General features: G+C 49.4%; 27 protein-coding genes. 14 read left to right on the forward strand and 13 right to left on the reverse strand.

All coding sequences use genetic code 11. The annotated features are described in order from the left end of the window. Positions 1 to 110 precede the first annotated feature (110 nt). Positions 111 to 1,310: an MFS transporter gene (locus ACFSUB_RS16765; RefSeq protein WP_380714433.1), complete on the forward strand. Its 1,200-nt coding sequence runs from the start codon at positions 111 to 113 to the stop codon at positions 1,308 to 1,310. A gap of 120 nt (positions 1,311 to 1,430) precedes the next feature. Here ACFSUB_RS16765 and ACFSUB_RS16770 read toward each other — a convergent pair whose 3' ends face one another. From ACFSUB_RS16770 to ACFSUB_RS16805, 8 genes are all read right to left on the reverse strand, one after another. Beyond that, positions 1,431 to 2,450, reverse strand: a complete 1,020-nt coding sequence (locus tag ACFSUB_RS16770) for a FecCD family ABC transporter permease (protein ID WP_380714434.1) — start codon at positions 2,448 to 2,450, stop codon at positions 1,431 to 1,433. Beyond that, positions 2,450 to 3,496 (reverse strand): FecCD family ABC transporter permease, encoded by a 1,047-nt coding sequence (locus tag ACFSUB_RS16775; RefSeq protein WP_380714435.1) that lies wholly within the window; start codon positions 3,494 to 3,496, stop codon positions 2,450 to 2,452. The genes ACFSUB_RS16770 and ACFSUB_RS16775 overlap by 1 nt, the downstream gene beginning before the upstream one ends. Before the next feature lie 15 nt (positions 3,497 to 3,511). Continuing rightward, positions 3,512 to 4,477: an ABC transporter substrate-binding protein gene (locus ACFSUB_RS16780; RefSeq protein ID WP_380714436.1), complete on the reverse strand. Its 966-nt coding sequence runs from the start codon at positions 4,475 to 4,477 to the stop codon at positions 3,512 to 3,514. 540 nt (positions 4,478 to 5,017) lie between these two features. Further along, positions 5,018 to 7,435 carry a heavy metal translocating P-type ATPase gene (locus ACFSUB_RS16785; protein WP_380714437.1) on the reverse strand — a complete coding sequence of 806 codons (2,418 nt, stop codon included), beginning with the start codon at positions 7,433 to 7,435 and terminating at the stop codon, positions 5,018 to 5,020. 150 nt (positions 7,436 to 7,585) lie between these two features. Then, complete coding sequence (gene copZ / locus ACFSUB_RS16790; RefSeq protein WP_380714438.1) at positions 7,586 to 7,798, reverse strand: copper chaperone CopZ; 213 nt, start codon at positions 7,796 to 7,798, stop codon at positions 7,586 to 7,588. Positions 7,799 to 7,852: 54 nt separating this feature from the next. Continuing rightward, positions 7,853 to 8,149, reverse strand: coding sequence for a metal-sensitive transcriptional regulator (locus ACFSUB_RS16795; protein ID WP_380714439.1), 297 nt, complete (start codon positions 8,147 to 8,149; stop codon positions 7,853 to 7,855). 232 nt (positions 8,150 to 8,381) lie between these two features. Continuing rightward, positions 8,382 to 8,660, reverse strand: coding sequence for a type VII toxin-antitoxin system MntA family adenylyltransferase antitoxin (mntA, locus tag ACFSUB_RS16800; protein ID WP_380714580.1), 279 nt, complete (start codon positions 8,658 to 8,660; stop codon positions 8,382 to 8,384). Positions 8,661 to 8,811: 151 nt separating this feature from the next. Next, entirely contained in the window at positions 8,812 to 8,952 is a 141-nt protein-coding gene (locus ACFSUB_RS16805; protein WP_380714440.1) for a hypothetical protein, read from the reverse strand. Between the two features lie 183 nt (positions 8,953 to 9,135). Between ACFSUB_RS16805 and ACFSUB_RS16810 the strand changes: the two genes are divergently transcribed. From ACFSUB_RS16810 to ACFSUB_RS16830, 5 genes are all read left to right on the forward strand, one after another. Continuing rightward, positions 9,136 to 10,062: a prenyltransferase gene (locus ACFSUB_RS16810; RefSeq protein ID WP_380714441.1), complete on the forward strand. Its 927-nt coding sequence runs from the start codon at positions 9,136 to 9,138 to the stop codon at positions 10,060 to 10,062. A 12-nt stretch (positions 10,063 to 10,074) separates the two neighbouring features. After that, positions 10,075 to 10,806: a DUF6081 family protein gene (locus tag ACFSUB_RS16815; protein WP_380714581.1), complete on the forward strand. Its 732-nt coding sequence runs from the start codon at positions 10,075 to 10,077 to the stop codon at positions 10,804 to 10,806. 453 nt (positions 10,807 to 11,259) lie between these two features. Further along, positions 11,260 to 12,165, forward strand: a complete 906-nt coding sequence (locus ACFSUB_RS16820; protein ID WP_380714442.1) for a DMT family transporter — start codon at positions 11,260 to 11,262, stop codon at positions 12,163 to 12,165. 476 nt (positions 12,166 to 12,641) lie between these two features. Next, the gene (locus tag ACFSUB_RS16825; RefSeq protein ID WP_090926506.1) at positions 12,642 to 13,073 is read left to right on the forward strand and encodes a cell wall hydrolase; all 432 of its coding nucleotides are present in this window, start codon (positions 12,642 to 12,644) and stop codon (positions 13,071 to 13,073) included. 142 nt (positions 13,074 to 13,215) lie between these two features. Next, entirely contained in the window at positions 13,216 to 14,028 is an 813-nt protein-coding gene (locus ACFSUB_RS16830; RefSeq protein WP_380714443.1) for a hypothetical protein, read from the forward strand. Between the two features lie 63 nt (positions 14,029 to 14,091). On the opposite strand, the gene ACFSUB_RS16835 is transcribed toward ACFSUB_RS16830, so the two are convergent. Together ACFSUB_RS16835 and ACFSUB_RS16840 are read right to left on the reverse strand one after the other, a co-directional pair. Further along, the gene (locus ACFSUB_RS16835) at positions 14,092 to 15,315 is read right to left on the reverse strand and encodes a hypothetical protein (protein WP_380714444.1); all 1,224 of its coding nucleotides are present in this window, start codon (positions 15,313 to 15,315) and stop codon (positions 14,092 to 14,094) included. Between the two features lie 238 nt (positions 15,316 to 15,553). Next, positions 15,554 to 16,585: an alcohol dehydrogenase catalytic domain-containing protein gene (locus ACFSUB_RS16840; RefSeq protein WP_380714445.1), complete on the reverse strand. Its 1,032-nt coding sequence runs from the start codon at positions 16,583 to 16,585 to the stop codon at positions 15,554 to 15,556. Between the two features lie 302 nt (positions 16,586 to 16,887). On the opposite strand from ACFSUB_RS16840, the gene ACFSUB_RS16845 reads away from it, so the two are divergent. The 3 genes from ACFSUB_RS16845 to ACFSUB_RS16855 are packed head-to-tail and all read left to right on the forward strand — an operon-like array spanning position 16,888 to position 17,902. Continuing rightward, entirely contained in the window at positions 16,888 to 17,508 is a 621-nt protein-coding gene (locus tag ACFSUB_RS16845) for a sigma-70 family RNA polymerase sigma factor (RefSeq protein ID WP_380714446.1), read from the forward strand. Continuing rightward, positions 17,505 to 17,666 (forward strand): YvrJ family protein, encoded by a 162-nt coding sequence (locus tag ACFSUB_RS16850; RefSeq protein ID WP_380714447.1) that lies wholly within the window; start codon positions 17,505 to 17,507, stop codon positions 17,664 to 17,666. The genes ACFSUB_RS16845 and ACFSUB_RS16850 overlap by 4 nt, the downstream gene beginning before the upstream one ends. Next, on the forward strand, positions 17,663 to 17,902 hold the full coding sequence (locus ACFSUB_RS16855) for a helix-turn-helix domain-containing protein (protein WP_380714448.1): 240 nt from the start codon (positions 17,663 to 17,665) through the stop codon (positions 17,900 to 17,902). The genes ACFSUB_RS16850 and ACFSUB_RS16855 overlap by 4 nt, the downstream gene beginning before the upstream one ends. A 25-nt stretch (positions 17,903 to 17,927) precedes the next feature. Here ACFSUB_RS16855 and ACFSUB_RS16860 read toward each other — a convergent pair whose 3' ends face one another. Continuing rightward, positions 17,928 to 19,283 (reverse strand): DUF2252 domain-containing protein, encoded by a 1,356-nt coding sequence (locus tag ACFSUB_RS16860; protein ID WP_380714449.1) that lies wholly within the window; start codon positions 19,281 to 19,283, stop codon positions 17,928 to 17,930. Positions 19,284 to 19,598: 315 nt separating this feature from the next. Between ACFSUB_RS16860 and ACFSUB_RS16865 the strand changes: the two genes are divergently transcribed. The 4 genes from ACFSUB_RS16865 (at position 19,599) to ACFSUB_RS16880 (ending at position 23,093) form a co-directional block, all read left to right on the forward strand. Further along, positions 19,599 to 20,102: a hypothetical protein gene (locus tag ACFSUB_RS16865; RefSeq protein WP_380714450.1), complete on the forward strand. Its 504-nt coding sequence runs from the start codon at positions 19,599 to 19,601 to the stop codon at positions 20,100 to 20,102. A 154-nt stretch (positions 20,103 to 20,256) separates the two neighbouring features. After that, positions 20,257 to 21,213 carry an SGNH/GDSL hydrolase family protein gene (locus tag ACFSUB_RS16870; protein ID WP_380714451.1) on the forward strand — a complete coding sequence of 319 codons (957 nt, stop codon included), beginning with the start codon at positions 20,257 to 20,259 and terminating at the stop codon, positions 21,211 to 21,213. Beyond that, on the forward strand, positions 21,206 to 21,847 hold the full coding sequence (locus ACFSUB_RS16875) for a YpmS family protein (protein ID WP_380714452.1): 642 nt from the start codon (positions 21,206 to 21,208) through the stop codon (positions 21,845 to 21,847). Before ACFSUB_RS16870 ends, ACFSUB_RS16875 begins: the two co-directional genes overlap by 8 nt. Positions 21,848 to 21,878: 31 nt before the next feature. Beyond that, positions 21,879 to 23,093 (forward strand): threonine synthase, encoded by a 1,215-nt coding sequence (locus tag ACFSUB_RS16880; protein ID WP_380714453.1) that lies wholly within the window; start codon positions 21,879 to 21,881, stop codon positions 23,091 to 23,093. Positions 23,094 to 23,266: 173 nt separating this feature from the next. On the opposite strand, the gene aroA is transcribed toward ACFSUB_RS16880, so the two are convergent. Together aroA and ACFSUB_RS16890 are read right to left on the reverse strand one after the other, a co-directional pair. Continuing rightward, positions 23,267 to 24,628, reverse strand: a complete 1,362-nt coding sequence (aroA, locus tag ACFSUB_RS16885) for a 3-phosphoshikimate 1-carboxyvinyltransferase (protein ID WP_380714454.1) — start codon at positions 24,626 to 24,628, stop codon at positions 23,267 to 23,269. A gap of 28 nt (positions 24,629 to 24,656) precedes the next feature. After that, complete coding sequence (locus tag ACFSUB_RS16890; RefSeq protein ID WP_380714455.1) at positions 24,657 to 25,259, reverse strand: hypothetical protein; 603 nt, start codon at positions 25,257 to 25,259, stop codon at positions 24,657 to 24,659. 266 nt (positions 25,260 to 25,525) lie between these two features. Here ACFSUB_RS16890 and ACFSUB_RS16895 point away from each other — a divergent pair, with 266 nt between their 5' ends. After that, positions 25,526 to 25,726 (forward strand): hypothetical protein, encoded by a 201-nt coding sequence (locus ACFSUB_RS16895; protein WP_380714456.1) that lies wholly within the window; start codon positions 25,526 to 25,528, stop codon positions 25,724 to 25,726. Positions 25,727 to 25,814: the final 88 nt, after the last annotated feature.

The following is a 25,814-nucleotide window of genomic DNA, read 5'->3' on the forward strand; positions in this document are numbered from 1 at the left end:
AATAAAAACATCAACTTAGCAGGTGTATTGCATTTGCCCGTGGCGGATTCTATAATTCCCCTGTAGTTGCATTCCTAAAATTGGTTATATCTATAGAAGAAGGTGCTCCTATGATCGACATCAAAACGAAAGCATTCTGGCGGGGGACGCTGGCGCTCGGAGCAGCCGCCCTGATGACGTTCGCCAACCTGTATTTCCCGCAGCCGCTCCTTCCTCATTTCTCCGAGTCTTTCGGCGTTTCCGAAACGACAGCGAGTCTACTCGTTTCGGTGCCGCTGTTTGTGCTCGGGATTACGTTTTTTGTTTATACTGCATTATCGGATGCGTTCGGGCGGCGTCCCATCATTTTTACGGCGCTCGGACTCGGGACGTTAGGTACGATTGCAGTAAGCGCGGCTCCGACATTTGAGGTGATGCTGGCCGGACGGATATTTCAGGCTGCCGGACTGGCCGGCATTCCGGTGGCTGCCATGGCCTATATCAGTGAAGAATTCAAGACGCGTGCGATGACAGTGGCTGTCGGCGCCTATATCAGCTGTAACAGTCTCGGCGGAATGAGCGGCCGCGTACTCAGTGGTGTGTTAACCGAATTCTGGGACTGGCGGACAGCGTTTCTTGTGATGACCGTGCTGAGCGTGATTCTGGCTGCCCTTGTGTATATGCTGCTGCCGCGCTCACAGGAATTTCAGGCAAGACCTCTTCATCTCAAAACGATTATTCAGGACAATAAAGACCATTTAGCCAGCCCCCTGCTCCGCGGGGCTTACATCATCGGCGGCCTGCATTTTCTCATGTTTATGGGTATTTTCACGTTTATCACCTATTATCTCAGCCAGGAGCCGTTCTATGCCTCCACCGGGGTTCTTGGTCTGCTTTATCTCACGTACAGCTCAGGTACGATCAGCTCCATCCTTGCCGGCAAAGCTGCGCAGCGGTGGAAGCAGACCGTCTGTATGTTCGCCGGTATGGGCTGTATGGCAGTCAGTCTGGCCGCTACGCTGCTTCCTGTATTTCCTGTTATTATCGCTGCATTGTTTCTGCTTTGTTTCGGATTCTTTTTTACCCATTCCACTTCGAGCGCCTGGGTTACCAGGCACGCCACACACGCCAGAGCGAGCGCTTCCGGTCTTTACCTGACTTCCTATTACATTGGAGGAAGCCTTGGAAGCCTGTATTACGGACTGTTGTGGAGTCTGTTCGGATGGAATGCTGTCATTTTCGGTTCTTTTGCGATTCTTATCATCACTACCATCGTCACAGCGGGAATGAAACGGATGGAGGATCAGCTGCCGGAAACAGAGCAGAGATGATCAGCTTATCGCGCGTTGCGTGCCGGCCGTTCCGGGAACCATGACAAATGGAATATCATTTAAATCAAAAACCCATCCCCCGCGAGCTCCAGCTCGGGAAAGGATGGGTTTAATGGAACGTTAAGTAGTTTTCATTAACAGGTAAATAAAATACGGCGCACCGATGGCTGAGACGACGAGCCCGACCGGAATTTCGGCCGGCGTAAATAGATTTTTTCCGATTGTATCAGCAATCAGCAAAAGTAATGCTCCCATAACAGCCGATGTCGGAATCAGGTAGTGATGCATCGGGCCGACGAGCCGACGAGCCAGGTGCGGCGCAACCAGACCGAGAAACGCAATACCGCCGCCGACAGCAACACACGCGCCTGCAAGCGCTACTGCTGCCATTAGAAGTACCCGGCGTTCCTTCTCCACTTTTGTACCGAGCCCTGTCGCAATGTGATCCCCGAGGGAGAGGACATTCAAGTGCTGCGCTTTGTATATCGTGTACGGCAGTAAAAGAACAATCCACGGCAGGGTGGAGAGGACAAGCTGCCAGTTTGCTCCCCAAATACTGCCGGAAAGCCAAATCATGGCCTGGGAGAAATTATTGGGCTCCATGCGGAGCTGAAACACAATCAGCAGGGCGTTGAATCCTGCATTCACCGCGATTCCGACAAGAATCAGACGTACCGGCGAAATGCCCTGCTTCCAGGCCAAAATGTAAATCAAAAACGCAGCCAGAAAAGCACCGGCCAAAGCGGAAAACGGCATCGCAAACATGGAGAATAAGCCCAGATCCCCCATCGATCCTTCAAACATATAAATGAACAGAACCACCGCCAGACCGGCACCGGCATTGATACCGATAATGCCGGGATCCGCGAGTTCATTCCGCGACACTCCCTGGAGGATGGCGCCGGATACTGCAAGGCCTGCCCCGATCAGAAGAGCCAGCACCATTCTCGGCATCCGGAAACCAAACAGCACAAGCGAAGATTCCGATGTGCCTGCTCCGAACAATGTTCTGATCGTATCCAAAGGGGAAAGAGGATAACTTCCGAGATTCATGCTGAATAGAAAAACAAGAACGACGAGAAAGGCGAGTATCATCATCACATAAGCGAACCGTTTCCGGTGGATACGGTCGATATCCATTACAGACCCCTCCCTTCACCGCGGGCCAGGTAAAGAAAGAAAGGAATGCCGATCAAGGCGGTGATGGCGCCGACCGGTGTTTCATAAGGAGCGTTAACCATTCTGGCGCCAAGGTCGGACCAGACGAGCAAAAGCGCCCCCAGCACAGCGGAACACGGAATCAGCCAGCGGTAGTCCACTCCTGCAAGAAATCGCGTGATATGCGGGATGACAAGACCAATAAAACCGATTCTTCCCGCCACGGCAACTGCCGCTCCGGTTAAAAGGAGTACGGTGATAATGCCGAGTACTTTAATCAGAGTCGTCCGCTGCCCGAGTCCTTTGGACACTTCTTCTCCAAGACTCAAAATGGTGATCGCTCTTGAGATGAGGAGCGCAAGGCCAAGCCCGGCAGCAGCAACCGGAATCAGCATCTGTATACTCGTCCACTCTATGCCGGCCAGCCCGCCGGCGAACCAGAACGTCATATCCTGCGCGACGTCAAACTGAATCGCAATGGCCGTCGAGAAAGAACTGAGCATCGCACCAACAGCCACTCCGGCCAAAGCCAGTTTCACCGGCGTGATGCCGCCTTTGGAGAACATCCCGATGCCGAATACGAGCAGGGCTCCAAGCCCTGCTCCTGCAAAAGACCATCCCATCAATCCGACATACGACGTAGCCGGAAAAAAAGCGAATGCGATGGCTATCGCAAAAGCCGCCCCATCTGATACACCCAGAATGGCAGGGGAGGCGAGCGGGTTTCTTGTCATCCCCTGCATGATGGCACCGGAGACAGCCAGAAAAGAACCGACAAATACGGCACTCAGCACCCGTGGGAGACGGATTTCCTGAATCACCTGGTGATCGGAGCTGTCCGGATTAAACGCAAACAGCGCTTCCCATACCGTTGTCAGCTTAATCGAGGCCGCCCCGAAGGTGATGGAAACGGCAAGACTGAGCAGGAGTGCGAGCGTGCCGAATACGAGAATCAAAACGGCCGCAGCGGTACCGTTCTTTTTTTTATTTTTTACCGTCTCGAGCTGTTCTTTTTCATGTTCTGCCACAGTGATTCCCTTCTATCATTCAGATTCGGTGATTTGGGACACGAGAGTATCCAGCTGCCGTTCCACCAGCACAGGGTTGAATTCGCTCCAGTAATCATTGTCCACGACATGGACTTTGTCGTTCTGCACCGCAGAAAGGGTATTCCATACATCTTTTTGCTTTAACTGCTCATAGTTTTCCTCTGCCGTCGAATTGGAAAACATGACAAAAATACGGTCCGCGCCATATTCCGGTATGACTTCCTCAGAAAGTGTCACCGCATCAGTTAATTCCGCCGCTTTATCGGTCGGTTCAAACTGGGCGGCATCGTAAATCGTTGGAAAAGCGGAAGTGGAGTACATATGAATGTTTTTGTCATAAAACTGCATCACCGCAGCTGTCTCTCCCTCATCCATATACGGCTCCATCTCTTCACGTGCCTGCTGGACATCTTCTTCATACTGCTGCACCCATTCCTGAGCCGCTTCTTCACGTCCTGTGACCTCCGCCACGATGTTCAACTGTTCCCGAAGCGGCGCCCCGAATTTAAGCGCTACGGTCGGTGCTATCTTCTGCAGGTTTTCGATTGCTTCTGTCTCTCGGTAGTTCGAAACCACAATCAAGTCCGGATCGAGCGAGATGATTTTTTCTGCGTCCGACTGCTCCGAGCCGACACTTTCCACCCCTTCGGTCAATTCATCTCTGTATTTGTTCAGGTCATAATCGAGCGCTCCGACCGGTTTAATTCCAAGCGCCGAAAGTTCGCCGAAGTAATTAATCGCGACCACATCTTCTGGTTTCTCCGGTATCTCGACTTCCCGGTCCATACTGTCTGTGTATGTACGCATGTTCTGTTCTTCACTGTTTTGTTCTTCCTTGTTCCCTTCGTCAGCGCTGCTTTGACTCGAATCGGATTCCGAACCGGAACCTCCTCCGCAGGCAGCCAGCACGACTGCAGCCAGAAGGATGGTGCCTATCATATATATCGAACGATGTTTCATTTATTGTGCCCCTTCCATTTTTAATTGATAATGATTATTAATGTCGTAAAAATTATATCGGAAATGAGGTATCAAAGCAATCACATACAGAAAAATCCTACGAGTTGTGCCCGTTTTGTCACACCACTCGAATCTTGAATCTAGATCAATGTTGCCATTGTACCATCTATCCCGCTCTAACCGTCACTTTCACGCATAAAACTCGAAAAGAAGGGCTTAGACAGCGCCTGCGCTCTTCTTTTTCCTGAATATGATGGAAAAGTGACTTTTAGACCGTTTGTAATCCTGAGAATGAAAGGAGTGTGCTTTGATTTTGAAGGTTAGAGACAGATTGCTGTGGAAAGTGTCTATAATGTGTTTTTTACAGACACTTTGACGGCTTGCGCTCCGGATTTTGTCTGCAACCTGAGTTTTAGAGACACTTTCCACACTGCTCCCCTCTACTTTGTCCCTAATCCAGCAATTGCGGCCATTTTCCCCGCGCATTTGTCCATAACCACTCCACTCAAAAAAGAGCCTCTATAGTAGAGACTCTTTCTATCAGGATAGTTTCATTTTCTGCAGGCGCAGAGCATTCAGCACAACAGAGACGGAGCTGAATGCCATCGCCGCGCCGGCGACCCACGGGGCGAGCAGGCCGGCGGCGGCAATCGGGATGCCGAGTGTGTTATAGATGAACGCAAAGAACAGATTCTGCTTGATGTTTCGCATCGTTGTCCGGCTCATCAGCACTGCATCGGCGACGCTGTTCAAGTCGCCGCGCATCAGCGTGATGTCGGCCGCTTCGATGGCAACGTCGGTACCGGTGCCGACCGCCATACCGATATCAGCGGCAGCAAGCGCCGGGGCGTCATTCATCCCGTCACCGACCATCGCGGTTTTTCTGCCTTCCTGCTGCAGTTTCTGGATCTCTACGCTTTTTTGTTCAGGCAGGACACCTGCAATAACACGGCTGATGCCAACCTGCGCCGCGATAGCATCGGCGGTGCGCTGGTTGTCGCCGGTCAAAAGCACAACCTCAAGCCCAGTCTCATGCAAACGCTGCACCGCTTCTTTCGATGTTTCCTTGATCGTATCGGCTACAGCGATAATACCGGCATATACTCCATCCACTACTGCGAGCATTGCGGTTTTTCCGGCGGATTCGAGCCGCTGCAGCGTATCCTGCACCGTTTGCTTCAGTTCTACTTTCTGTTCTTCCATCATCCGCTGGGTACCGATCCATACCGCGCGGCTGTTCACCGTGGACCGGATACCCCGGCCGGGAACGGCTTCGGTATCTGCCGCTTCAAGTAACGATACAGTGCGGGTCCCGGCTCCCTCCACGATAGCGCGGGCGAGGGGGTGTTCGGAATCTTTTTCAGCGGAAGCGGCGTACGATAAAAGGTCATTTTCATTCCAGCCGTCCGCCGGTATGACATCTGTCAGTTCCGGTTCTCCTTTTGTTACCGTGCCCGTTTTGTCGAGCACTACGGTTTGAATACTTTTCGTATTCTCCAGGTATTCTCCGCCTTTAAACAGAATGCCGGCTTCAGCTGCGCGTCCCGATCCTGCCATAATCGAGGTCGGTGTGGCGAGACCGAGCGCGCACGGGCAGGCAATGACAAGAATGGAGATCGTTGGTATGAGAGCGCCGCCTACACTGCCCGGCGTAATAAAGAATATCCAGACGAGAAATGTCAAAAGCGCAATGCCGATGACCGATGGAACAAAAACACTCGAAACCCGGTCGGCAAGACGCTGAACCTCTGCTTTGGAACTCTGCGCTTCCTCCACCACTTTGACAATCTGGGATAACGCCGTGTCGCTTCCTACTCTGGAGGCCCGGATTTGAAGCGCGCCGTTTTTATTCATGGTGGCGCCGTACACATCGCTGCCTGCTGTTTTATCGACCGGCATGCTTTCTCCGGTGAGCATCGATTCATCGATGGAGGAACTGCCTTGTGTCACTTCGCCGTCGACCGGAATCTTTTCGCCGGGTTTCACATACACGGTGTCCCCGATCTGCACGTCTTCGACCGGAATTTCCACTTCTTCTCCACCGCGGTATACGACCGCTGTTTTGGCACGCATGCCGAGTAGTTTCTGAATGGCCTGGGACGTGCGTCCTTTGGCACGCGCCTCAAAAAGTTTGCCGAGCAGGATGAGAGTGATGATGACAGCCGACGCTTCAAAATACAGAACGGGCACCTCAGACCCCGGACTGCTCCACCACTGCCAGCCTAAATAGATACTGTAAAAATAAGCCGCCGAGGTCCCCATCGCAACGAGCACATCCATGTTCGCACTTTTATTGCGAAGGGCTTTCCAGGCCCCTTCATAAAACTGCCAGCCGATAATAAACTGGACCGGCGTGGCAAGTGCAAACTGAACCCACGGATTCATCAGAATGTCCGGCATCCAGATGAAATAAAGCCATTCAAAATGGGTGACCATCGTCCATAGCAGCGGCAGAGCGAGTATGGCTGACGCCGTAAACTTAATGGTCTGTTTCCGGACCGCCTTCTGCCGTGGATCCTCCCCGCTGCTCTCTGTTTTTTGATGAAGCCCGTATCCAAGACGGTCGACGGCCTGCGTCATATCTTCAGTGGATACCATACCCGGGGTATATTCCACCGAGGCCGTTTCCATCGCGAGATTGACACTGGCCTCCGCAACACCGGGCATTTTGTTCAGTTTTTTCTCAATCCGGTTGGCGCATGCCGCACACGTCATGCCGGTCACATCAAAATCTGTTTTTTCATGTTCCACGTGATAACCGAGTTTTTCGATTTTTTCTTCAAAATCCGAGGCCCCGGTTTGTTCCGGATCATAGGTGACGCCGGCACGCTCCATTGCCAGGTTGACGTCCGCCTTCTCCACACCGTCGATTTTGTTCAGTCCTTTTTCAATCCGGTTGGCACACGCCGCACACGTCATTCCTGTAATCTGCAGCGTCGTTTCTTCCTGTCTGCTCATGGTTCCCCCCTTCTCCAATCACCAGAGTGAGTGGTATATTTCTTTTTAAATTCCCGGCACCTATTTACCTTACCGGTGTAGGGTATTTTAAAAAACAAAAATAATCCAGGACTTCTAACTCCTCTGCTTCGAGGGGCGGAAGAATATATTTTATTCTTCCACATCGTACCCCTGGTCATCAATTTCTTCTACAATATCTTCATGCTTTGTTATATCTTTATCGTACTCTATATCGACTGTTCCCTGATCCAGATGCACCGTAACATTCGATACACCTTCAAGCTTGCCGACGCTTCCTTCCACAGCCTGCACACAGTGAGCGCAGGACATTCCTTTTACATTCAATGTTTCTGTAGTCATCATGTGTTCCTCCTTTTTATTTACTATACCCAAGTAAGGTATTTTATATGCAAAAAATTATTTCAACATCCGTTTCATCACATCCATCAGCTCATTGATGGATTCTTCACCTTCCCCGCTCTCGATGGCGTTGGATACACAATGATGGGTATGATCCTCCATTAGCTGTACCGACACCTTGTTGACCGCGGACTGAATTGCTGCGATCTGATTGAGAATATCCACGCAGTACCGGTCATCCTCCACCATGTTATGAACACCGCGGACCTGTCCTTCAATTCGCTTCAGGCGGTTCAGCATCTGCTGTTTATGCGGCTGCACGGTCCGTTTCTCCGTGTGCATCTGTTCTTCCATGAATATTCCTCCTTTTTTCATATACCCCTACCCTGTATTTATATAATATTATGACTCTCTCCGGTATGCAACATATCTATTCCATAATTTATCGTATCTCCTTTATTATAAACAATATCACTTTTCATAAACGGACCCATTTTCCTCAATCCGGTCCAGTACTACTTTTTGTTCCTCGTTCCACTTTGCGCACCCCTTGTAAATCCTCATTTCCAACCACTCACGCTTTGGTTCATCCGAGCAGTACAGTACTTTTGCCGGTACTGACAATCTGCATTTGAAAAACCATGGAAGCTTTCTTTATATCAACCAGCTGCACATCTCTGCCAACCCGCGCAGCCAGATCCTCCGCGGTAAAAAACGCTGCCGTCGTGTCGATAGAGGTATATGTTAAAAAAGCAATATCAACATCACTGTCAGCACGGTTTGTCCCTTTGGCAAACGACCCGGACAGAATCAGCAGAACCGGAGACAGTTTTTCCACAAGAATCTCTGTTATATGCTTTTCCATGTCCTTCACAGCTATCCCTCCATCACTACTTTTTCTCTTTCATTATACCATATGTGAAAATAATAACTGCTCCGGAGAGTGATTTCCCGGAGCAGTGCCTGCACATGCTGGACTGGAGGGTTCGATATCCGCTGCCGGGAGAGTAGTGCCCCTACTTTATTTCCTCGTTCTTTGCTTTGTATCCATCATCGTACCCTTTGCGATAGGCTGCTTCCAGCATGTTCTCCAGCTGTTCACGAAGCTCCTGATCCTGAAATGTTTCAAGGAAACTCCATTGATTCTCTACATTCATGCCGCATCCCTCTTCCATCATCCAGTCCGACAGTTTTCCATTCCTTTCTCCCCTTAAAATCAAACTATTTTATTACTCAAAAATTCATGCCGTCTGCATATTTGTTGATAAATCATCCGGACCACCTTACAATGATGGAGGTGATTTATTTTTCGACAAAATTTTTATATAAAAGGGGGGCTCATGTTGCAAAAGGGAATCCAGTTCTGGAGAAAAGCCACCCGTTCATTCGCCCTGCCGGTCATCATTGTACCAGTACTTCTCGGCACAGCAGGTGCTTTCGCCTGGGACGAAACGTTCCAGTTTTTCTGGTTTCTGATTACACTGATCGGCGCGGCGGCCGCGCACTTATTTTCCAATATGATTAATGACTTATGGGACTACCGCAACGGCGCCGATGAACTGGCGGAAAAGGAAGAAGCCGATATTGCGACCAATTCCAGAATTCTTCCGGGCGGTGCCATGTCGGAAAGAGCATTTACAACGGTAACATGGGGGTTGTTTGCTGTAGCAGCTGTCTGCGGTATTATCATTGCGGCAGGGAGAGGATGGCCTGTTCTCGGCATTGCCCTGCTCGGAGCATTGATTGCCTACTTTTACGTCGCACCGCCGCTTAAATTCGGCTACCGCGGCAAAGGATACAGTGAGTTCGGCATCTTCACGGCTTTTGGCATACTGCCGGTTATGGGTGCCTATTTCGTTCAGACCAGTGCGTTTGATTTCCGGGCGTTTCTATTATCCTTTCCCGTAGGAATCCTGACCACGTTGGTTCTGTATAACCACCACTTCCTGCACCCGCGTTCCGATGAAGCGGCCGGCAAACGGACCGTAGTCGTCGTACTTGGAGAAAAAAAAGGGCTCGTGCTGTCCAAATGGCTGACCGCTGCTGCGTTTGTTTTTGTTTTGGTCTGCGTGGCATTTCAGGCCCTGCCCTGGTACGGTTTGATCAGCCTGATAGGCTTCATACCGCTTATACGCATGCACCGGTCGCTTGGAGAAACCAATCCTGCGGAAGCTTATCCGCCTTTTATGGGGGCTGCACTCAAAGCATCAACGCGGTGCGGGGGGCTTCAGATCCTTGCACTGATTATTCACGGTTTTATTACGTAAGGAGGCCAAATGATGGGACGAGAGTTTCAGCTTGGAGCATTTGATACGATTTTATCAGAAAACGGTCCGTGGCAGATCGGCGGTTTCCCGCTTCGGAACGGAAGTTTCTGGACGTACCGGGAACCCGAAGCTGTCGTGATTGTCCGAAACGGCATGCTGTATGTGCGCGCTCCGCTCAGCCGCAGCCATGACCAGGTTCAGATTCTCGACAACGCCAAGCATATGTATTACTCCAAAGAACCGGTCGAAGTTCCCGAAAATGGGGAGGTCAGCTTCGAATTCCAGATCCGCGCGCGCACGCAGGATACCGTCCCGGGGGATCTGTATGACGGATACGTGTCGTTGAATCTTCTTGATTTCACAACCGGCGCGGCGCTTGACTTCTTCGTCACGGATGATCAGTACGCATCGGTGTACGGGGTACTTCCGTTTCCAAATGTCGAAGTGCCGGACACCGATCAGACAAAGTACTTCTGTATTTTCAAAGAAGATACGCACAGTTTTGAAGAACGTGCCTTCAATACGTACCGTATCACGTACAACCGCGCGGAAGACGAAGTCATTTATCATGTGAACGGCGTGGAAGTACGCCGGGAAAAAGAGGTCCCGCTCAAGCTCAACCAGTTCACCGTCGGCCTCGGTATCATGACCGAAAAAGACCTCACCCCGGAAGGCAGCGTCTCCGTCCACGGCCAGACAGTCACCGCAGAATGGTCCCCGGTTACTGTGACAATTGATGACTAAACAAAATGAATAACAGAGGAGAAACCGGACGATGAGGCAGGGGTCGTCCGGTTTTTTCTGTGCCTGCCAAAAAGCAGTATGGAACAGCATGTCGTGTGATGGTTCCTGCATGAAACGACTGATCCGGCTGGTGGGGGCAGGGCGGAAATGGCCGGTAGAAGGAGGCCGGGGACCAATTCCAGACAGAACAGCCGCACAGATGGTTCATAGACTCTTCTAAAGACCATCTTTCTTCATGCTCCACCGGGCAGATAGCTCTTAGAACCGGGCTGACGACCAATTCACACTACCAGCTGCCAACCATCTGCTGATAGTAAAAATCATCAGCCGCTGAAACCAGTTCTCAAAAGAATACACCAGAAGTGATGATACAGCGGTATCCCTTATTTCCTTTCCCACAAAGGTATGAGAAGATATGAAAGGAACTACGTTCAGGCAAAGGAAGATGCGTTTATGTCCAGGCAGCAGGCTTATTTTTGTGCAACGGCAGGAGCAGCGATGTGGGGGTTCCTCGGTTTATTCGTGCAGGCCCTCTATGCGGAAGGGTTTACCCCGTGGCAGACGGTGGCCGTCCGGGCCATTTTTTCTGCGGGGTTAATCACCGCCTATCTTGCCATCCGGCACCCGCACCTTTTAAAAATACATATCAAAGATCTGCCGTATTTCATCGGCACCGGCATTATCAGCATCGTGTTCTTTAACTGGTGCTATTTCACCGTCATGGATGAAGCATCGCTGTCGCTTGCGGTCGTGCTGCTGTACACCGGACCGCTGTTTGTCACCCTGCTTTCCCGCCTCCTGTTTAAGGAATGGCTGACCCGGCGGAAAATTATATCGCTCTTTCTTACGTTAACAGGCTGTGCTTTTACGGTCGGTCTGCTTCCGTCGTTTGACACGAGCATCTCCGCGTTTGTGATTCTGGCGGGGCTTGGTTCCGGATTTTTCTACGCGCTGTACAGCATTTTCGGAAAATACGTCAGCCGCCGCTACTCTTCCATGACGATCACCGCCTATTCGTTTATCTGCGCGAGTGCCTTTATGATACCGGCGGGAGGGCTGATCGGTCAGGCCGGCAAACTGGCGGATCCGGCTGTCCTGCTGTACGGGTTCGGGCTCGCCTTCGTCCCGACCGTGCTCGGCTATATCCTGTATACGAGCGGCCTGACCTATATCGAATCGAGCCGTGCCTCGATTCTGACGACGATAGAGCCGGTCGTTGCCATCCTCCTCGGCGTCACCGTATTCGGCGACACCCTGAACAGCTGGCAGGTTCTCGGCATCATTCTCGTGCTCGCCTCTATTTTCGTCATATCCGAACGCCGGAAATCATCTTCCGCACAAGCCGAAGCCGGTGCGTAGGGAAGGGAAAAGCAGTACCCATTCATTACGTATTTCCGTCATATCATTCAAAAAAACAGGACCGTATCAAAAGCCATTAAAAGTTAAGGCATCTCTGAGGTAAGATTGGTTATATTCGGCACATCCTGTCGGGAAACGGTCTGGCTCATATCACGTGATCCTTTGTTTGATGGGATATTCGGCTGTCTCTTCGACGAACAGTATGTTCTAGGATCGGTGCCCGTTACAGGACGTACTACACAGGAAGTGTCGGCTTCTACGATCGGCAATGTGCGAGCTTTTAGTATAATATCCTCCTTTAAGAGATATAGCTGAAATGTATTTTTTGTACATGCTTTCATAGAGATTTATAGAAAATGGACAGGTGTGTTCATTTTCTTATTTATATTTATCAGCCTTTATCATCATCACACGTTATAGTTTACCCATGCTCTTTATATACATAAGGAGTATAGGTAAAAAAGGAGGTATTTTCATTGGCTGTAGTTAAAGCGAACGAATCCGATGTGAAGATGCTGGCCAGACTGATTCGTGCCGAGGCCGAGGGGGACGGAAAACTGGGAATGCTTATGGTTGGCAACGTTGGAATAAACCGTACAAGAGTCCGGTGCCTGGATTTTGAAAACATTAATACCATTCCTGAAATGGTTTACCAGTCACCTGGCGGCTTCGAAGCCACTCAGAAGGGATATTTTTATCAAAGAGCCAGACAGACGGACATCAACTTAGCAAGAAAAGTAATTCAGGGAAAACGTTATCATCCCGCCAGCTACTCCCTGTGGTTCTTCGCTCCCACTGGAAACTGCCCCGACCAATGGTTCGGCGAACCACTTGCCGGCCGCTACAAATCCCATTGTTTTTACACCCCGTCGGAAGGAAGTTGTCCGGGAGTATACAGCACATACTAAACAACAGTAAAAAGTACGGGAGAACGGAATCCGATTATCTTGATTGATAATCGGATTTTTTTATGAAAGCTGTAATGGTCAAATCCTGCTTTATCGTGCAGAATGAAATAAGGTTTTGCATCAACAGAGAGGGTGGTATAACGTGATTGCAGATATGTACAAACGACGGGAAAAACTGGGGTATGTTCTCACAGCGGTCATTCTGCTGATTGCCGCTTTGTGGTTGTTGTATCAGCCATTTGAAACTGTGGGAGAGTGGCTGGAAATGCTCTGGTTCCTGCTTCCGCTCGGCATGGTTCTCTCCATCATTGCCACAAGCCGCTTCAACTATCATAAAGTGAAAGATAGCGTCATTCCCCCTTCCGAAAAACAACTGCCGGACCTGCAGCACGTCGTCATTAAAAAAGATGCGGCGTTCGTTCCGCGGCTCCTGCTGTTTGAAAAGGACGGCGCGTTTATCGGCATGGTGAAGCCGCTCCACCTGCCCTGGTGGATGGCGCCGCTCGGTCTGCTCGGTGAGTCAATACTCCACCTTCTACCTGTCACATACGGACTGGTTTTACATCATGGAAAAACCGCCTGTACCTTCCGGAAAACAGGCGGTTTCAAACGGGGGAAGGTCAGGATTTTCAATGAAGAAAAGGAAGAGACCGGCACGTACATACAAGAGGAGTGGAAATCGTTCACCCAGATGAAAGGCTCGCTTTACGACGAGCACGGAGAAGAAAGAATTGCCTTAAAAACATCCGGATTTTCCGGCGATTTCAAGTGGTATGATGAAGAAGGCAGACGTTGGGCGTCCTTTTACAACGGTTGGTTTCCCCATGAATACACCAACCTCTTCCGGGACATGCAAAATGACATCGTAGCATTGTCCGACGACCTGTCCCATCAGGATAAAATCCGGGTCATATCCGTCATCAGCTGGCTGTTTCTGGCACGGATCCAGCAGTAAAAGACAGCCGCACACCCAGCTGAACACGGTACGAACTCATGGAAATCTTAAGCTTTAGTTGTATTAACGGAAGGATATATTTTTTATCATCCCCATCGTTAAACCAGTCAGAGCTCTATGGAAAAAAGGCTCGTCATAAAATGGGTCTCCATTCACCGTAGTCGTTGTCTCTACATCTATCCGGGCAAGCCTTACAACCGCTTCGTCCCCGTTATTTTTCTCCTGCTGCGCGTCGCAGAAATCATGGACATTGTTATCCAGCCATTTCACATACTTGTCTTTTTCTTTGGTGCAGGAGAAAACCATAGGATACAAATAACCTATTTTATTTCCTTCCACCGCCGTACCGCCGTGATCATAATAATTTTCATGAATCACGCCGTCCCTTTCGTACGTTGTCTGAAAACCTTCCCACACAGCATCTGCTTCTTGTGTATATACAGAGTTGTTCTCTGCTTCGATGCTAGAAACGTCATAACAGTGCCCAAAAGCTATCTGGGCTTCTGACCAGGCGACCCACGAAGTATAGCCTGCAGATACTGTGTTGGATAGTTCTCTGCCTCCTCCAATTTTATTCTCTCTTCCTTTACCGTCCATATGATCATAATCCATCGCCTTGATAAAATCTCCTATTTCAACGATGCGGTCATACCCTCCATACCGTTTGTAGTCTTTCGGAACGCTTTCCCCATCATTCTCGAAAGCATGGTGCATTAAATACGAGTCCATCGCCAATGCTGCACCGTACAGAGAAATGATATTGATAGAAAACACCGGAAGATTCTCCGAAGCATTTCTATACTCCTGCGCTCTGACAATCTCTTGAAACGTTCCATAATCTCCATATGTGTCATTAATATAGACATCGGTCATTTCCGTCATCAAATCATCCTTTAACATCTCTGTTCTCTGTTGAGTATCCGGATTATGATCCGATAACCTGGAAAAATTATAATACCTCATATAGATACAAGCCTGTGCCATAAGAGAAGCACTGGGCGAATTAAAAATACTGGTCCGCTCATAATATTCATTCCCATCAGCCGTCACATTCCTGTAAACAAAATCAAAAGCATCTTCCAGCTGCGTTAACGCCTCATCTGCCACATGATGGTCCCCGTTGCTTCGTGCTTTATTTTCCAGAAGGGACAAAAACTGAATATCCATAGCGAAGCGCATGATCAACTCTCCGGTATGGCTGTCTTTCGTTTTTGATTTTTCAACATGCTTTCCTTCTCTAAAATGTTCGATAAAGACTTTTCTTGCTGCTTCGTATGCGGTACCCATTCATTATCACGCCTTTATAAAGGTATAGCATAACTTGTTACAACCGTATAATCCCTCTTCACTCATTCCTTCCAATTTTATATGACTGTATGACTTTTCCTTATTCAGCCAATCCTTAAACGCTTAGATCATTACATCTGTGTGCGTTTTTGAAACATTCAGTTAAAAGAAAAAATCCGGACAATATCATCCGGATTTTTCGTCTTCGTTTCTTCTTTAGATTCGATGCCCTGCATCGTTAAGGTCTGATCAGGACTTTCAGGGCTTCACGATTGTCCATGGCACGGTACCCTTCCGGCACGTCATCGAGGCCCATCGTTACGTCAAAGACGCGGCCGGGATTCAGGGTGCCATTGAGAATGTCCGGCAGCAGCTCGTCCATGTAGGCACGTGTCGGCGCCGGGCCTCCGGTCAGCGTAATGTTGCGGCCGAAAAAGCTGGCTCCAACAGGAGCATCGTTGTACTGCGGTGCTCCGACGCGGCTTATCACACCGCCGGAGCGGACGACACCGGCGCTCATTTCAAACGCGGGCATCAGGCCGACGCATTCGAGCACAACATGGGTGCCTTCCCCATTTGTGAGCTCACGCACTTTCGCAATGCCTTCTTCGCCGCGCTCGGCGACAACGTCTGTCGCGCCGAATTCGACACCGAGGTCGGTGCGTTCCTTGTGACGTCCCATTAGTATGATCTTCTCTGCCCCGAGTTTTTTCGCGGACAGTACAGCAAGAAGACCAACTGCTCCGTCACCGATTACCGTGACGGTTGTATTCTCGTTCACGCCGCCCATGACTGCTGCATGATAACCGGTGCCGTATACGTCTGACAACGTCAGGAGAGATGGAATAAGAGGGGAGTCGTCTTCTATTTCATCAGGCAGTTTGAACATACTTCCCTGGGCCTGGGGGACATGAACGTATTCTGCCTGGCCGCCGCTCATAAACCCTCCGTTCACGCACGATGTCGTCCATCCTTCCTGACAGTGCGGGCAGGTGTTATCGGCGTAGAAAAACGGCACAACGACGAGGTCGCCTTTCTCAAAGCCGGTTACGTCTTCTCCCAATTCTTCGATTCGGCCAAGTACTTCATGACCCATCGCTGCGCCTTCTCCGTGTTCATGGGATTCCATGTTGTGATAAGGATGCAGGTCAGTCCCGCAGATACAGGACGCCACCACTTTCAACACGCTGTCTGTCGGCTGCTGGACGCGTGGAACCGGTACGTCTTCCACACGTACGTCTCCTGCTTCATACATCTTATTTGTTTTCATGTGTATTCTCCACCTTTTTTACGTTGTGCGGCAGCCAGCATCATTACTGCCCCGTATACACAATGTAGCACAAACCTTACGGATCTATCAGTTTTCAAAACTGCGGCAGATCCGGAGTACGCCTCCTCTTCTCCTTCTTTTTTCGCAGGACGATGCCATGAACCTGGAGAAATATTCTTGTTTCCTTTTGCATTCAGAGGGCTTTTCTGTTTTAATATAAGAACAAACGTTCGATTTTATGGTTGTTTTTCACGCGGATTCCTGTCTTTTGATGGGGAGACGAAAGGAAAGGAGGACACAGCATGGAACACGTACCATCCGGATTGTACGGCCGCTGCCGCAGGCTTGATCAATTCATTGCGGATCACCCTGCGCTCTGGGAGCATTCTGTGATGCAGCAGTTCCTCCAGGATGAGCACCGCCGGGAACAGCTCATTCAGGCGGTTTGTGCTCCGACACCAGAAAACCGGGAAGCACTCGATAAAGTGTTCGCTTCCTTTTACACAGAAGTCAGGTTTACATCCTATATATTGAAAACGCTGCACTGGAAGGCAGTCCGATATGATCAGAAGCGGCAGCGCAGGACACGGCAGCAGCCTCTAATAATGGACAAACCTCTGAACCCGGACCAGCCGGAAACGATAATAGATTCTTTTGTATCAACCAACACACCGGAGCCGGAAAGATGGCTGCCGGAAAAAGCACAAGATCTCCGGCAGTGTATCGGCGATGCTTTCCTTTATAAAGCCTTGAGCCAACTCACGGATCACCAGTATGCCGTGCTTCACAAGAAGTTTTTAGAAGAAAAAACCAATAAAGCCATTGCCGGCGAGTGGAACATTTCCCCGCAGGCCGTCTACAAGACCAAACAGGCTGCGCTTTCGAAATTGAGATCGTTCATGGAAGGGGGAAGGAACACATGATGAATGTGTTGAACGCGGCAGGTTTTATGCAGATGCTTGCCAACGTCGGATTTCCGATTGTCATGACGTTTTACCTGCTGTTCCGGTTCGAAAAACGATTGGAAAGTATAGAAAAAACATTGAAGAGAAACAAGGAAAACAGGAGGAATAATGAGTGACCATTACACTGCCCCTTATTCAGGAAGCAAGAACACACGATGAAAAAGCCATTCAACGCATCGTCGACCAGTTTGAACCATTTATGGAACAGTGCCTCGCGCAGACGCACGCTCACGAAAGAGAAGATCTGCGCCAGGACCTTCGGTTATCCTGTATAGAGAGCATTCATTCATTTGGAAGTATGAATGCTCCTGGTTTTTTCACATTCTGCAAGGATTTCAATACAAGAAAATAACGCAGAACGATAAAAGTTTACAACGTCACTCTGCGGTCTCAAAATCGAAATACTCATCCAGCCATTCGTTAAACAACTCATGGTCCTGCTCCACGCGCTCTTTGTAGAATTTGGACCATAGCTGAAGTTCTTTGATAAATCCTTCCTTGTCATCACCAATGGCTTTTAGAATTTCATTTTCGCTGTGATAGTCCAGAATGTGATTCTCGATATCGCCATCAGCGCGGGAATGGATTTTGGCGGCAATTTCACCCATGGTTTTCAGCGTTTTATCCACGTCATCATACTCCTGCAGATGCTTCTCCTTCAGATCTTTTTCGTATGGAGAACGCTCGCGCACATAAAAGTCGCGGTTCTGCATGGTGAAGTAACCTAAATACGGGTCAGCCATATGATGCATCGCCTGCTGGGTAACGATGACGCGCTCCCCTTGATGCTTGTGGGCGGTCCAAAACTGCTCGTCATACGGGAAAAAGTAAGCCGGAACAGGGGTGCGCGCTTCTTTTGCCTCCAGGATCACATCATCTTCATGTTCCTTATCGTGCGTTCCTTCTATTAAAATATAGAAACGCTTCAAGCCGGTGGAGCCGATCCCGGCACCTGACTTTTTCACGATATCCTTTATTTCATAATGATCCTCATGTTGAAGACTTTCTTCCGCCACACTTTGAATGTACTGCTCCCAGACTTCATTTATTTCCTTCCACTCATTATCAGAAACAGGATCAAGCTTCGTATGTTCACGGTCAAACACACGGTTTCCGTTTTCATCCACGGTTGTCTGCTTGTCCAGTTCATGCGTCGCTTTGCGTTCTTCGAGCTTCTTCAATGCTTTCTTGATGGCGCTCTTCGTGTTGTCTACGGTAAAGCGCGTCGTCACGGGATCCTCTTTATCTTTTGTGAATTTCTTGATCTGCTTGTAATACGACTTCGCAAACCGTTCAACCAGCGCATCCCGTTCCTTTTCATTAAAACCCTGCTGCGCGGCAAACAGGCGGATACTTACCACCATGCGCAGCACATCGTACAGGTAGGAACCAAGATACCCTTCGTCAAAGTCATCAACGTCGAATACAATGTCGCCTTCCTCATTTTGAAACGCGCTGAAGTTATCAAAATGAAGATCTCCCATAATCCACGTCGGCTTATCTTCCGGGGTATGATAGAAAAAAGGAATATTGGTCACATCATAATAGAAAAGATAGGCACTTCCTCGGAAAAAGCTGAACGGATCTTCCTTCATCTTATCGTACTTCGCCTTCCGGTCCGCGTTACTCAAATTCATAATCTCCGCATCGAACTGTTCCAGAATCGTATGCAGGGTTTGCTTCCGCAGGTATCTCTTCGTATCCTTAATACGTGTCACCGCATTCTCAACCATCACATCGTCCTCCTTACTTTATGGCAATATACTAGTAAACATGGTTGAATACAATATGTTCAGTCTTTGAGCACAGCAATGTTTCACGTGAAACATTGCTGGTAGTGAAACGATATCCCTCCGTTATTCGTCTAATAGGGGTGGAATATTTAGTTATACTGGACCTTTTTTTCAAACAGATGACACATGGATTAAGTCTAAATAACGGTTTATGCTGTACCTTCTCCCTCTGCTTTTCCTGATTTATAATGAGGACATAAACATATATTGGTACTATTCAGCCTTCATCCAGGCTGCTAAAAGGTGTGAAAAATCATGACTTCTAATAAAATACTGAAATGGCTCCTTCCGTTTATCGTAATAGGTGCCGGTGCGGCGGCTGTCTACTTTTTCACCACTCCCACGTTCAGCCACGATTACAAACAACTGACGGAACGGGTGGAAGTGGGAATGAAATACACAGACCCGGCAGAACAAACGGTTTACTTTCAGCCTTATATCGAAAACCCAAACCCTTCTTCGGATATCACCCTGACATACAGCGCCGACTTCATGTCCGTTGCCGTACTTGATGAACACGGCAATGTCATTAAAGATTCGGTATCGGCCCCTGAAAATAAGAACGAGAGTGCAGCAAACAGTCTGCAGACAACCCTGCAGCCGGGTGAACAGGAACAGAACACCAACTATTATAAAGTCCGCCTCCCGGACGAGGCACAACGCCTGCAGGTGACATTTACAGGTCAAGTGAAAGATGAATTCGGCATGGATAAGGTGGACGAAAGCATAGAAATAAACATCAACCACCTTACAATGTAAGAAAAGCAGGGAGTCGTCCACACGCGTTACCCGCTGCTTTTTTTCCTCAGGAAAAAGCTGTACTTTTCCCTGAACCCTCATAACCTGATATAATAAGAACAGACTGGTTATGTTCGTATAACAGCGAAATGATAATGTGCGGGTGTGATACCACATGAAAAAAAGAATCTTTATTTTACTTGGTCTCGTTTTTTTATTAATGCTTCCCTCGGGAGCTTGGTTTGTAAGCTCTTCTCTTTCAGATGCCGGTTCTGACCACGCACTTTCCGATTCAGCTGCCAACTCCTCCAAAACGCAGCAGGAAGATACTGCCGTCTCCTCCACCGGCACCGGTACACCTTCAAATGAAGATGACAAACGTCCCTTCGAACAAGGCATTCAGGAAGCGGTGGCTTCTGTGGTAAATGAGACACGCAGTCTTTTCATTTCCTCGGATCTGCACATCACAGCTGTCGGTGACTCCCTGACAAAAGGTACCGGCGATTCCTCCAGCAGCGGCGGCTATGTCGGTATTCTGAAAGACTCGCTGGAAAAAAGTGTCCCGGATGCTTCCATCCGCGTGCAGAATTACGGGAAGAAGGGGAACCGCAGCGACCAGATCCTGGAGCGTCTGAATAAACCGAACATTTCATCATCTATTCGTGAATCGGATATTATTCTTCTTACAGTCGGGGCCAACGACATTATGAAAATTGTCAGATCCAACGCAACCGACCTCACCTATGAAGTATTTGAAAAAGAAAAAGACCCCTATGAACAGAGACTCACCTCGATTTTCGAACAAATCCGTGAAGCAAATGGAGATGCTGCCATTTACCTTCTGGGGCTGTACAATCCATTTAACATGTACTTTTCTGATATTCCAGAGCTTGACCAAATTATCACAGACTGGAACATGATCGGAAGAAGCGTCGTGAACGAACAGGAAAATGCCGCATTTATTCCAATCAGAGGCATTTTCCAGTACGCAGGACCCGGATACTATTCGGAAGATAAATTTCACCCGAATCAAAGGGGATATGCTTCTATGGCCGACCGGGTGCTTGATTATATCGAACCTGATTTGGAAGAATACCAGAGTGGAACAGATGGGGAGAACAGCAATGACTAGCACAAACCGCAGGAAAACAGTATGGAAATGGTTATTTTTATCCCTGTTTACTATTAACCTGGGGGTCTTTCTCTGGTTGTTTCTTGTTCTGAATGCCCCCCCTTCCGACCCTGTTTCCCGGTCTTCCGGAGAAATCGAAGAACAAGATGTAGCTTTCACGATTGAATCAGACAAGGAAAATCTGAATCAATTAATCGAAGAGTATATAAGCAGGCTTCCCCAGAACGAAAATGTATCCTACAGCGTGGATTTAAACAGTACTGTGGAATTATCCGGCTCTGTCAAAGCTTTCAATCAGCAGATTCCCGCAACGGTGAATCTGATCCCTGAAGTGCAGACAAATGGTGATCTCATTTTGAAGCAGGATTCCATACGGCTGGGAAGACTGCAGCTCCCAAACAGCCGGGTTCTCCAATATATTAAACAAAACTATGAAATGCCTGAATGGATTCGTGTTCATCCGTCACGTGAGAATATTTACGTTGCTGTAACAGAGATCAGCCACAGCAGCATTCAAGTGAGAGCAGAACAGTTTGATCTCCAGAATAATGAAATTTCTTTCAGTGTTCATGCACCCTATGAGCGCCTTCCCTTTAATCAGAATACCATTATGAACTATTTTCAGTCCGGTTGACCGTTGATGACGAAGAAAGAAGGGAATCATTGTGTATCAAGCTTACAGCTACCTCTCCCATTTGTACTGCCCGAGGTGCAGCCGTGAATATGATGCCTCGGTCCCGCAGCATAAATGTTTGTGCGGAGCACCACTGCTCACAGCCTATGATATGGATGCTCTGAAGATTCAGTTCCGCAAAGAAGCGGTCATGGTACGCCCTCCTTCCATATGGCGGTACCACGAACTGCTTCCCGTTCGTACGGAAAAGGACATTGTATCTTTGGGCGAAGGCATAACTCCGTTACTACCCATGAAGAAAACCGCTGCACGATACAACATGGATGACCTGCGGCTCAAGGATGACGGCGTCCTTCCCGCTGGTTCTGCAGAAGCCCGTGGAGCAGCCGTCGGCATTTCCAAACTGAACGAATATAACGTACCCGATATGGTCCTGGCCGCAAATGGCCATGCCGGAGCTGCCTGGGCGCTGTACGGCAGCCGTTCCTCCATTTGCTCTCATGTCGCCATGCCTGTGGAAGCTCCACTTGCTGTAAGAAAAGAATGTGCAGCCTCAGGAGCCGACCTGCAGCTGATTAACGGATTCATGCAGGAGGCTGAGGAGGCAGCAGACCGGGCATCTGAGCGTCACGGCTGGTTCGATGCTTCCACTTTCAAAGAACCTTACCGGATTGAGGGCGAAAAAACAACCGGACTGGAGCTTGCCGAACAACTGCAGTGGAACCTTCCCGATGTGATCGCCTGCCCTGTTGGAGCGGGGACGAGTTTTATCGGTCTGTATAAGGCAATTCATGAATTAATCGAACTGGGATGGGTGCGTTCGGCGAAAATACCGAAGCTTGTAGCCGTACAGACAGAAAGCTGTGCTCCGATTGTACACGCCTTTGAAAAAAAATGGACCCACACGGTAGAGACCCCGGAATTGTATTCGGCAGCTTTTGAGATCAGTACAGGCACGTCCGCTGGAGATTTTCTCGTCCTGGATGCTATTTACAAAACAAAGGGAGCAGCTGTGGCCGTCTGCGAAGAGGACCTTCTGGCTGAGCAACGGCTGATTACCCGGGAAGAAGGGATTTTTTCCAGTCCGGAAGGGGCGGCAGTGTTTGCCGGAGTAAGGCAGCTGAGGGAAGAGAACTGGATTCAGCGTGAAGATCGCGTCGTGTGTATAAATACAGCCATGGGGGTAAAAACTCCGGATATCATGGAAGGAAGCACACCGATTCTCGCGCCCGGTGATGACTGGTGACAGCAGCCGCCTCCTGTCAGCAGTAACCGTAAAACGCTCCCCGCTGTCGTTATGACAACCGGGAGCGTTTTTTGGTATGTTCGATAAAATGATTTCCGCGCTGCTCCGATATCGAACTGCTGCCGGAAGACCTGTCGTCTGCACCGCCTCCGCCATAAAGATCCGCGGCCGTACTACGTGGCTGTTCTATAGGAAACAGAAACCCCGAGGTGTTCAAGGAGGTCATAGAAGGTCGGGCAGGTCTTGGAAACGCATCCGGGATCTTCTATCGATACTCCCGGCACCTTCGTTCCGATGAGCGAGAGAGCCATCGCCACCCGGTGGTCATCATAGGAATGCAGCTCCACCCCGACAGGAACACCGGGGTGAACCCGAAGTCCATCCGAAAACTCTTCCACTTTGATTCCCATTTTCCTAAGTTCCGTGCAGGCGGCATGAATCCGGTCGGACTCATGGTGACGGATGTGCTCCACATCCGTCATGGTTACCGGACCGTCTGCAAACGGAGCAACAGCCGCCAGTGTTAACGTCTGGTCCGACATTTCTTTCATGCTTATCTCAAAGTTCCCTTTGAGCTGCGGGGTTCCCTGCACTTCAATAAAGTCTTCTCCCCGGATGACGGTGCACCCCATCTTCTCGTAAACGTCGACCATGTAAATATCCGGCTGATTCGTCTGCATCGTCAGGTTATTGATGCGGATGCGGCCGTTATTGAGCGCCGCCAGAGCCATGAAATAGCTGGCGGTGGACGCATCTGCTTCCAGTGCCATGTTTTGTCCTTTATATCCACCGGCTGATACATCCATTTCAGTCAAATCTTCGTTGTATGCCACATCGGCACCGAACTGTTTCATGAGATCGAGTGTAATGTTGACGTAAGCATGCTGGACGATATAATCCGGAATACGGACTTTGAGCGTTTCCTCCGCGTAGGGCCCGGCAAGCAGCAGACCGCTGATAAACTGACTGGACGTGCGTCCGGAAATGGAGACGTCCCCGCCACGGAGTCCCTGCGCGCGGATTCGGAGTGGATAAGCTCCTTCGTTCTCTATATATTCCACGTCAGCACCGAGTGTCTCCAGAGCTTCCATGAGCGGTTGAACCGGCCGCTCACTCATTCGTTTGCTCGCTTCAACGGTGTATGTTCCACTTCCTGCAACAGCCAGGGCGCCCGGCAGAAACCGTGCAATCGTACCCGCTGCCCCGATGTATATATCGGCTTCCTGTACCGGCCAGCTGCCTCCGCACCCTTCCATCATGACGGTATCTCCATTCACTTCTGCGGCGGCACCCAATTTCTGCAGTGCATCAATGCACCAATAGGAGTCATCGCTTTTTAAAATACCGGAAAGCGTGGAACGCCCTTTTGCCAGGGCGGCCATAATCAATGCCCGGTTCGTGAAGCTTTTGCTGCCGGGGATTGTGACATCAGCCTGCAAGCGTCCCTCTTTAAGCGGTGCAATCGATACATGATCCACGTCATTCAGCGCAGCCCACGGGGACCGTGCTCTAAAATCTGGTTCACCCATTCCCATCGCCCTTTCTGTAAATCATACGTTTTCTCTATTTTATCACAGAGAGTGTTTGCAGAAGATGTTCGATTTGTTGAAAAAAGGACACGTCATACCGGCGCGGCGGGACGGCTGTAAGGTTTCTGATAATACCCCGGACCGCCGCTTCTTCCCGGCCGGCTTGTGTCGGGTACATGCGGACCGGCAGAGGCTCCAGCAAGTCGCTGTAAAAATGCCGGTGCGCTTCTGCCGGCACCATTCTCCGGAAAGAGCCGTTTCGATGCTGCCGGCTTTGAAGCAGCTTAAAGGAAGCATCATGATACACATAATAATCCGGTATGCCTAGACGCTGCTCCAGAAAAGCCGAGCGGAAATGAGGGAGCAGCTGCTGCACATAATCCTGCTGGTAAAGCAGTGCAGCGTGAACAAGCGGAGCGAACAAGTCGCCGTCCAAAGCGACCAGTGCGTGGGAGCGTGCTTTCTCCAGGGCCAGCCGCCAGCGTTTCTGCTCGTCTATGTATTCCTGCCAGACATCTTCGCTGCGGTCCCGAAACGAAGACGCCGGGATGACATACGCTCCGTACCTGTCTGCAAGCTCCAGAGAAAGAGTGGTTTTTCCGGAATACGGCGGCCCTTCTATACAAATAATCGGCATCTTTATCCTTCCTTGTCCGGTAATCTCTGTCGATTCTCCATCTATCTACTGCTTTTATCCTTTTCGCTGCAGCTGTTCTATTCTCCTTCCCGCCCCTCTAAACATACCGTGTGAAAGTATTATGCCACAACAGCAGAGTATGGACACAATATCCTTTAACGTGTTACGTTCAGGATAATTAAGGAAGAAAATAGTTTTCATTATTCCTGTCCATTTTAAAAAACGGAGCCCCCCTGCTGTAAAAAACGAAAAGGAGATAGAGCTGTATGGGAAAGATTATGTATTTTGTTCTAGGAATCTGCGTGAGTCTGCTTGTATTACCTTTCCTTTACCGTGCTGGTGTTCCCACATTTGATGTTGTATTACGACATGTATTTGGAGAAGGAAGTATCTGGGCCGTCTTCCCTTCCCTGCTTCTCATTTTACTCGTATTCCTGGGAATACGAAAAGCTGTGAAACAGCACTAAACAACAGAAGTCACCAAACCACTGCACATCTCCTGTCATACAAAAATATCCGGACGATGATTCGAAGAATATCACTGCATCTTCAACG

Origin of the sequence: Salibacterium lacus (assembly GCF_042684865.1) — a bacterium.
Lineage (GTDB): Bacteria > Bacillota > Bacilli > Bacillales > Marinococcaceae > Salibacterium > Salibacterium lacus.